Origin of the sequence: Neobacillus sp. 204, assembly GCF_046562815.1 — a bacterium.
Classification (GTDB): domain Bacteria; phylum Bacillota; class Bacilli; order Bacillales; family Cytobacillaceae; genus Neobacillus.
The window spans coordinates 1-7,162 of sequence record NZ_JBJORY010000035.1; the positions used below are offsets into that span (position 1 = coordinate 1).

Sequence of the window (7,162 nt, forward strand, 5' to 3'; positions counted from 1 at the left end):
TTTTTTTATTTGTTGGTAAAATTCATAATAGTTGTGCTAAAATTAAATTAGTAACAGGTACTAATATCAGATATAACTTCAATTGCCTAACATTGGTAATTCACGAATATTTAAACCGGTATATAAGGGGCCATTTTTACCTTTTGAGAGTATTTGTACGCTAAACTAACGAATATTTACAACAACGGGGGATTTTGATGTTAACAAACGATTTGGACTTTAGATTGGAGCCGAAACTTATAGCTTTATATGAAGAACATAAAAAGCGGTCTGAAAAAATAGATTGGGGTTATCATGATTTCTTACCGTGGGATAAGGCAATGGATTTTCGACGTGTTCCCTGGGATGAAAGCCAGGTCACACTGCCTGCATCGATTATTACTGCGGTCGAAACGGCTCTTCTAACCGAAGTGAACTTACCGTGGTTTACCTCCCATCTCGATCAAACGTTTAAGGGTTCTTTAACGGTTATTAAAGATTTTGTCCATACTTGGACTGCAGAAGAAGATCAGCATTCAAACCTGATTGAAACGTATTTATTAATTACACGCAATGTAGATCCCATGCGACTCCACCAATTACACAAACAAACGGTTGAGAATGGCTGGAATCCTGATTATCACACGCCTTTTGAAACCATGGTATATACCTCATTACAAGAACTGGCAACCATGGTTTTTTATAATAACGTTGCCAAAGTAGCTGGTTCGCATGATAAGGATTTAGCTAGTCTGCTTCGCCGTCTTGCAAAGGATGAAACGTTGCATTATGCCTTTTATCGAGATGTGATCAAATTTCATCTCCAATTGGAACCTAATTACTGTTATCATTTAGGACATGTCATTAAGAACTTCCAAATGCCTGGAACAGTAATGCCTGATTTTGAAGATCGCATGGCCATTATTGCAAAAGAGGCAAACTACGGTCCATTGGAATATTTTGATCAAGTTCTAGATGTGATTGTTGATTATTGGGAGTTGGAAAAATTAAGACCGATTGCACCAGAAGCAGAAAAAGCTAGACTAGACATTCTAAATTATCACTCCCGATTGAAAAGAGTAAGAGATCGTTTTTATAAAAATAAATAAGTTAGTTCCAAATAATAGAGAAAATATTGCCAATTCAATCGAAACTGAAACGCTTGACAACAATAATAGAATTTATTATTCTTGAGCAATAGTAATTTAATAAGTTTATTTCGTATAACTCCAATGATATGGTTTGGAGGTCTCTACCAGGAACCTATAAATTCCTGATTACGAAGAAGATACATAAAATTGTATTTTCTTCGTAGTCAGGAATTTTTTTTTTACTTTTATAAAAATTAGGAGGTAAGTATCGAATGAATTTTGCAACTTTACCTAAAATAGAACTTCACTGCCATTTAGATGGTAGTCTTAGACCTGAAACAATTATTGATATCGCAAAGCGAGAAGGGATCAGTTTGCCTTCTCTGGATATGGACGAAATACAAAGAGAACTCGTTGCTCCATTAGAATGCGAATCACTGGATGAATATTTAGAGAAATTTGCTATCCCCAATTTAGTTATGCAATCAAAGGAAAACCTTAGAAGGATTACCTTTGAGCTTTTTGAGGATGCAGCGCGTGAAAATGTGAAATACATGGAGGTAAGATTTGCTCCGTTACTTCACACGGCAGCGGGATTGAACGTTGAAGAAATCATCCAAAGCGTCTTAGATGGATTGAAGGATGCCGAAAAACAATATGATATAAAGGGAAACTTGATCCTTTCCTGTATGAGGACGATGTCTGCGGAACGTGCTTTTGAAGTCGTGGAGAAGGGGAAGAAATTCCTTGGTGAAGGTGTAGTGGCAATTGATCTATGTGCATCGGAAGAGGAAGGATTTTGTAGGGAATTCGTAGAACCGATTGCCTTAGCTAGAGAATATGGTTATCGAGTAACGATCCATGCGGGTGAAACAGGCGTAGGTAAAAACGTATTAGAGGCGGTTGAACTCTTGGGTGCAGAGAGAATTGGTCATGGTGTATTTATAAAAGATTGTGATGAGGCGTATAACATCGTGAAGGAAAAGGATGTTGTGCTTGAAATGTGCCCTACAAGTAATGTTCAAACAAAAGCAGTGAACCAGTTTAGTGAACATCCCATCTATCAATTTCATAAGGACGGGATAAAGGTAACTGTTAATACGGACAACCGGACTGTATCGGATACAACGATGGCAAATGAATGCAACATCGTATTTAAAGAATTCAATCTAAGTGAAAATGACTACAAGCAAATTTACATCAATAGTGTAGAAGCAAGCTTTGCCGATTCCGAAACAAAGGGAATCCTGAAGAAATATATGTCCTAACCTTCACAAGCAACAGTATGAAAAGTGAAAAAGTCCTTCAATTTGAAGAAGTTACAAAATAAATGAGAAAGAAGCACCAAGCATTTTTGGTGCTTCTTTTTTGTATATCAAAATCATTTCTTAAGCTAACTTTAAGATTGCGATGCTAGATTTGAGTTACTAATGATGATGATGATGAGATTAGTCAACAAATCAATCGCAAAGGGGTTAATACCATGAATATATTATTAGTGGAAGATGATTTACGTCTCGGAGAATTAATTGTTTATATGCTAAAAAAGAAGGGGAACTACCAAGTCGAGTGGGTTACAGATGGAGAGGATGCTTATTATTATGCTACCTCCACCCACTATGATGTAGTAATTATGGATTGGATGATGCCGAATGGAACAGGTGTGGAAGTGTGCGCACGATTGCGGAAACAAGGTTATTCAGGTGCTATCCTGATGCTAACAGCCAAAGATACCGTTGGAGACCGAATCGAGGGATTAGATTCCGGTGCCGATGATTACCTTGTCAAACCGTTCGAAATTGATGAACTCTTGGCACGGCTCCGTGCACTTTCCCGCCGAAATTATGCACCGATTTTGGAGGAAGAAATCCAAATTCATGGATTGGTTCTGAATCGGATGAGCCATATTGTTCGCTTGGAAAGAGAGGAAATTCAACTAAGCCCCCGTGAATTTCAGTTATTAGATTTAATGGTGAAAAATATGGGACAAGTTCTGCCGCGTGAAGTGATTTTAGAGCGAATCTGGGGCTTTGATTCAGAGGTAGCCCCTAAAACCATTGATGCAACCGTCAAATTAATTCGCAAGAAGCTCCAATCTTTCGGAAAGCAGGATTTGCTTCAAAGCATTAGAGGGGTAGGGTACAAGTTTGGAAACTAAAGTTGGATCCTTCATTCAGACATTTACAAACCGAGGGAAAAAAGATATTTTCACGCAGACACAAGGTAGATTAACACGCATGTATAGTGGATTGTTAATACTTTTTCTAATCTTTTTTATAGCGCTTGTTTATATTGTCCTTCATGTTGTCATCCTAAACAACCAGGAACGTGAACTTCAATCGTTAGTGAATGAAGAAGCAAGTTTTATTGAGAATTATTTAATAAAAAATAACCAGAAGAACCTGCAAGGAATGGATGACCAAGAAGTTGTGTTTGCTGGGGTCAATCAATACTTTTATTATGTCGTTAATTCAAATGGCGAAATAATGATGGGCAATGAATCAGATCGTGGGGTACGTCCTAACTTACTTCGACTAATAAATGGAAGTTTTCAAAATGAAAGGGAGATTCGAAAGGAAACTGTGCATGTAGAAATGAATGCAAATGGAAGGGGGATGAAGGGAGAATTTCATCCGCGGGAGGCTCCACAAGATATTCGGCTAATAATTGGCAGCCAATCCATTTATAATAATGGTCAATTCATTGGGAAATTGTATGTTGGAAAAGACATTACCTTTACGTATCAGCTATTCCGCTCTCTGTTGATGATACTTATTGCGATAGGCATCATATTTTTGGGTCTAGCCATATATATGAGTATGATCATGTCTAAAAGAGCGATGGTTCCGATTAGCGGCGCATTTACAAGGCAGCGCGAATTCGTGGCAGACGCTTCGCATGAATTACGGACACCATTAAGTGTCTTGCTATCTTCGATTGATGCTATAGAAATGACGATTGAACCTCAAAAGAGTGATATGGTAGGGAAAATCCTTACTAATATGAGACAAGAGGTGAAGAGGATGACACATCTGGTTGGCGATCTACTAACGCTAGCTCGTTCTGACTCAAACACCATTCAACTTAGTTTGGAGACCTTTGACTTCCATCCCCAAGCAGAAAGGGCGATTGACTCGGTTCGTCCGCTGGCAGCAGCCAAACAAATTTCGCTCCATTTGAATTCGCCAGCTTCGCTGATTACAATTGGCGATCCGCAAAGACTATCACAGCTATTATATATTCTCTTAGATAATGCGATAAAGTACACTCCGAACGGCGGGGAAGTGAGGCTTTCGCTGACAATAGTAGGACAACAGCTATGTATCTCCGTTCAGGATACAGGAATCGGAATTAAAGAAGAGGATTATCAGAGAATTTTCGAACGGTTTTATCGGTCCGATAAATCTCGTTCTAGGCAAATGGGGGGGCATGGCTTGGGACTTTCCATCGCCAAGTGGATCGTTGAAACACATAAAGGGAAGATTAAAGTTACGAGTGAACTTGGAAAGGGAAGTACTTTTATGATTCATATCCCACAAGTTTTTTAAGGATAGATTCATACGGACGGTGCCTGACACCGTCCGTATGAATCTATATTTCTAAGAAACTACTATTAATGATTTAATAGTTACTTTGCCAAATTTTTTTCATAATCCATTGCTGCGTCTTTTCCTAACAAGCCAACTTGGATAAGGCCATTAAGAATTCCGTGATTAGAAGAAGTCGTAGTGATTAAATCGGCTGCAGCCTTTGCTTCCGGTACCCCGTTACCCATCGCAATACCCGTTCCTATCATCGTTAACATTTCCAAGTCATTCAAACCATCCCCAAATGCAAAACAGTTCTCGTTATCGATATCTAAGTACTCAAGTAATTTACGTATACCGACCGCCTTTGAGGCGCCTTTAGGAAGGAAATCATATGCATAGTCATGCCACTTAACGAAGTTCAAATCAGGGTAACGGTCGACGTATAGTTGTTCGTCCCCGCGATTACAATAAAGATGCCCTTGATATATCGGCCGATTTTTATAATATACTTCATCCACCATAGGATAGGACATCATCAATGAATCAAAGCTGGACTCAATAAATGGATGGTTTCCTTCACTGACTTTAAAATCATCGTGGCTGCAGTAGGCGAGGGCATGCCCATTGTTTGCTGTCAAAGTGGAAATGGACTGTAGCAGTTCTGGATTGATTGGATTTGCATAAATTTCTTGCCCTGCAAACACGACGAATTGTCCATTCATGGAAACAAAAGAATCGATATTTAATTCTTTTTGAATCCAATAAAACATTTTCGGGACACGGCCAGTAGCAATAACTGTATGGACTCCTTTTTCCTGAAGTAAACGAACGGCCATCTTTGTAGAATCTGGAATCAATTTATCCTCGTCAAGTAGTGTACCGTCTATATCAAAAAACACGATAGGTTTTTTCATTTTCTATTCCTCCTTTAGATCACAACACTGCCGTTACGCTCAGGGGTTCTGATGACGCCGACCTTGTGTTGTGAACTCTTGCAAAAACAGAATATTTTATGAAACGCGTTTCAGGTCAAGTGGTTTGAAAAAAATTCTGTTTTAACTGTAGGCAAGGAAAGAATTTGGGTGTGAAATCGTTCGTTTCTTGAGACTTACACAGTTCCTCGCTCAATTAAATTTACAGGGATTTCATATTGTGCAATCTTTTCATTATTGAGGATTCCTTGTAAAAATAGTTTTCTGCCAATATCCTCAAGTGGGATTTCAATCGTCGTGATATTCATCATTTTAGCGATGGGTTGATTATTGAAACCAATAATTGCAAGATCATTTGGTATCATAATATCTTGATTTTGTGCACAGGTGACAATCCCAGCTGCAACCTCATCGCTTGTCACCAGTAACGCTGTTGGCGGATGCGGCATTTGCTTAATCCGATTTACAATCTTTTCCCCATCCTCAAAGTGAAGACAATCCTCAAAAATATTTACAGGGTCATAAGACAAACGGTGGTTTTCTAAAAAATCCTGATACGCCAATGCTCTGTTTCTACTATTTGTACCCGATCTACGTCCAATGCAATATCCAATTTTTTGATGACCTTTTTGATATAAGTAGTCTAATGCGAAAAGGAAACTTTTATAGTGATCCACAAAAATGGAGGAGACATTTTTTCCCCTAGTATCTTCACACATAATGATGGGTCCAAAAGGCAAATACGCTTCAATGGTGGACCATGTGCATATTCTTGAACAAATAATTAAAGCATCAATCTGTTTTTGTTGCAGCATTTTTAGTGCATCTAATTCCCGGCTCTCCACGTAGTTGGTCTGAAAAAGAACCAAATTGTAATTATTCTTTAACGCTTCATTTGCGATCCCTTTCATTAACAGGGCAAAATAAGGGTGATCGATAAAAGGAACCACAACACCAACAAGAAACGTTTTTCCCATGCTTAAATGGACAGCATTTATATTTTGTTGGTAATTACTCTCCTTGATCGCATTTAAAACTGCGTTCCTTTTTTCAGTACTTACATAGGGATGATTATTTAACACTCGAGAAACAGTGGTTACAGATACGCCGGCCATCTTGGCCAGATCTTTAATATTTGTCATAAAATTACCTTCCTTAGCGGTGCCTGACACTCTGCATTCTGGATTCCAATCCCGCTATTTTCAGTTTATCTTTATTTAATTGTATAGTATCTGTGGTTCCTTGCAGTAGTATGATGAATTGTTGTACAGAATAACGAAATGATTATTTTAAAAATGAAAATAATATATTTTGTAGAATACTAGTTGACTTTATTCATACATGATAGTAATATAGTAAATCTGATGAGGGTGTTGCACTTAAGATTATGTTCTTTCTGAAAAAAACAACCCTTCACCAGTTGACAAAAATGATTATGGTTGATATGATAGTAATCTCGTCGATTCGGAAAATATTATTTTAAAATAATGTTTGACTTTCTGAAGATGAGATGATAAACTATAATCCTGTCACAAAATAGTTCTTTGAAAACTAAACAAAGCAGAAACGTCAACAATATTATATTAGTGAATCTTTCGTATGAAAGTGAAACTATGCCAACGTAACTTTT

At 37.9% G+C, this 7,162-nt stretch carries 6 protein-coding genes and 1 riboswitch; of the genes, 4 read left to right on the top strand and 2 right to left on the bottom strand.

The window, feature by feature from the left end; genetic code table 11:
- The first annotated feature begins 197 nt into the window (after positions 1-197).
- From ACJ004_RS29855 to ACJ004_RS29870, 4 genes are all read left to right on the top strand, one after another.
- A complete protein-coding gene (locus ACJ004_RS29855; RefSeq protein ID WP_410896700.1) occupies positions 198-1,088 on the top strand; it encodes an acyl-ACP desaturase in 891 nt (296 codons plus the stop codon).
- Between the two features lie 90 nt (positions 1,089-1,178).
- Positions 1,179-1,279, top strand: a riboswitch (purine riboswitch).
- A gap of 63 nt (positions 1,280-1,342) precedes the next feature.
- On the top strand, positions 1,343-2,338 hold the full coding sequence (gene add, locus ACJ004_RS29860) for an adenosine deaminase (protein WP_410896701.1): 996 nt from the start codon (positions 1,343-1,345) through the stop codon (positions 2,336-2,338).
- Positions 2,339-2,553: 215 nt separating this feature from the next.
- Positions 2,554-3,228 (top strand): response regulator transcription factor, encoded by a 675-nt coding sequence (locus tag ACJ004_RS29865; protein WP_410896702.1) that lies wholly within the window; start codon positions 2,554-2,556, stop codon positions 3,226-3,228.
- A complete protein-coding gene (locus tag ACJ004_RS29870; RefSeq protein WP_410896703.1) occupies positions 3,218-4,618 on the top strand; it encodes a sensor histidine kinase in 1,401 nt (466 codons plus the stop codon). Before ACJ004_RS29865 ends, ACJ004_RS29870 begins: the two co-directional genes overlap by 11 nt.
- An 80-nt stretch (positions 4,619-4,698) precedes the next feature.
- Here the strand turns inward: ACJ004_RS29870 and ACJ004_RS29875 are convergent, their stop codons facing one another.
- Complete coding sequence (locus ACJ004_RS29875) at positions 4,699-5,514, bottom strand: Cof-type HAD-IIB family hydrolase (protein ID WP_410896704.1); 816 nt, start codon at positions 5,512-5,514, stop codon at positions 4,699-4,701.
- Between the two features lie 194 nt (positions 5,515-5,708).
- Entirely contained in the window at positions 5,709-6,674 is a 966-nt protein-coding gene (locus tag ACJ004_RS29880) for a LacI family DNA-binding transcriptional regulator (RefSeq protein WP_410896705.1), read from the bottom strand.
- Positions 6,675-7,162: the final 488 nt, after the last annotated feature.